1 protein-coding gene is annotated in these 778 nt (G+C 42.3%); it reads right to left on the reverse strand.

What is annotated here, in order from left to right; translation table 11 throughout:
• Nucleotides 1-778: FIST signal transduction protein (locus R7Z50_RS26680; RefSeq protein ID WP_318149639.1), on the reverse strand; the 778-nt coding region annotated here is incomplete at its 5' end.

Raw genomic sequence — 778 nt, forward strand, 5'->3', positions numbered from 1 at the left:
TTATCTTTCATAAGGTTTATGGCAAATCGCTGATGAGATCATCAAGTTTCCATGTCCATTTTCGCCGCCGATAAATCTTCCCTGCTCACCAAAGGTAAATGGGCATATAAATGGCAAGTGTTCCAGTTCCTGATTAATTTGTTCGCAAACGCTATTCATGTCTTGCATTAAGTGCAACATCGGTCCTGCACAAAATATATTTATGACACCAATTTTTCGAGATTCTTCTAATTTTTGGTTAAATGCAGCATTCACGACTTTTGCCGCTCGAGCGATTAAATGCTCCCTACTCCCTTTCATCAAAGTAAGCTCTTCTCCTACCGAAATCTGGGTAAATAGCTCAATCCCCCCATCTTCGGTCTCACGTATTGGATGGGAAAGCTTGTAATAAGGTCTATCGTACAAATGTCCGGCAACTCTTCCCAAGGGATAAGCGCTGGAGTTGGTAAAGAGTAGGTTTTCTTTGCTAGTTAGGTTTTCTTGATGACGAGTCCACTTTCGATAAGTATCTAGTGCTGATTCACCATCTATTTCCAGTAAACACCGTCCTTTTGCTTTGGAAACAATGCCTTTGATGTTGGTTGGTGTGTGACCTGCACTAAAAGCAATATCAACGGGATTAGAGGAGTAAAATAGTGTGAGGCTAATCCCTTGCTTTTCATGGCCTTGCGCTGTAATCACTGACCATTTTCCCTCGATGTGGTTATCTGCTGCAGAGCCGCCAATGATAGGAACAAGTGTGCCGAAGCGTTCGTCGATCGATTCGATAATCTTTTCT

Source organism: Vibrio sp. 1249-1 (assembly GCF_033340495.1).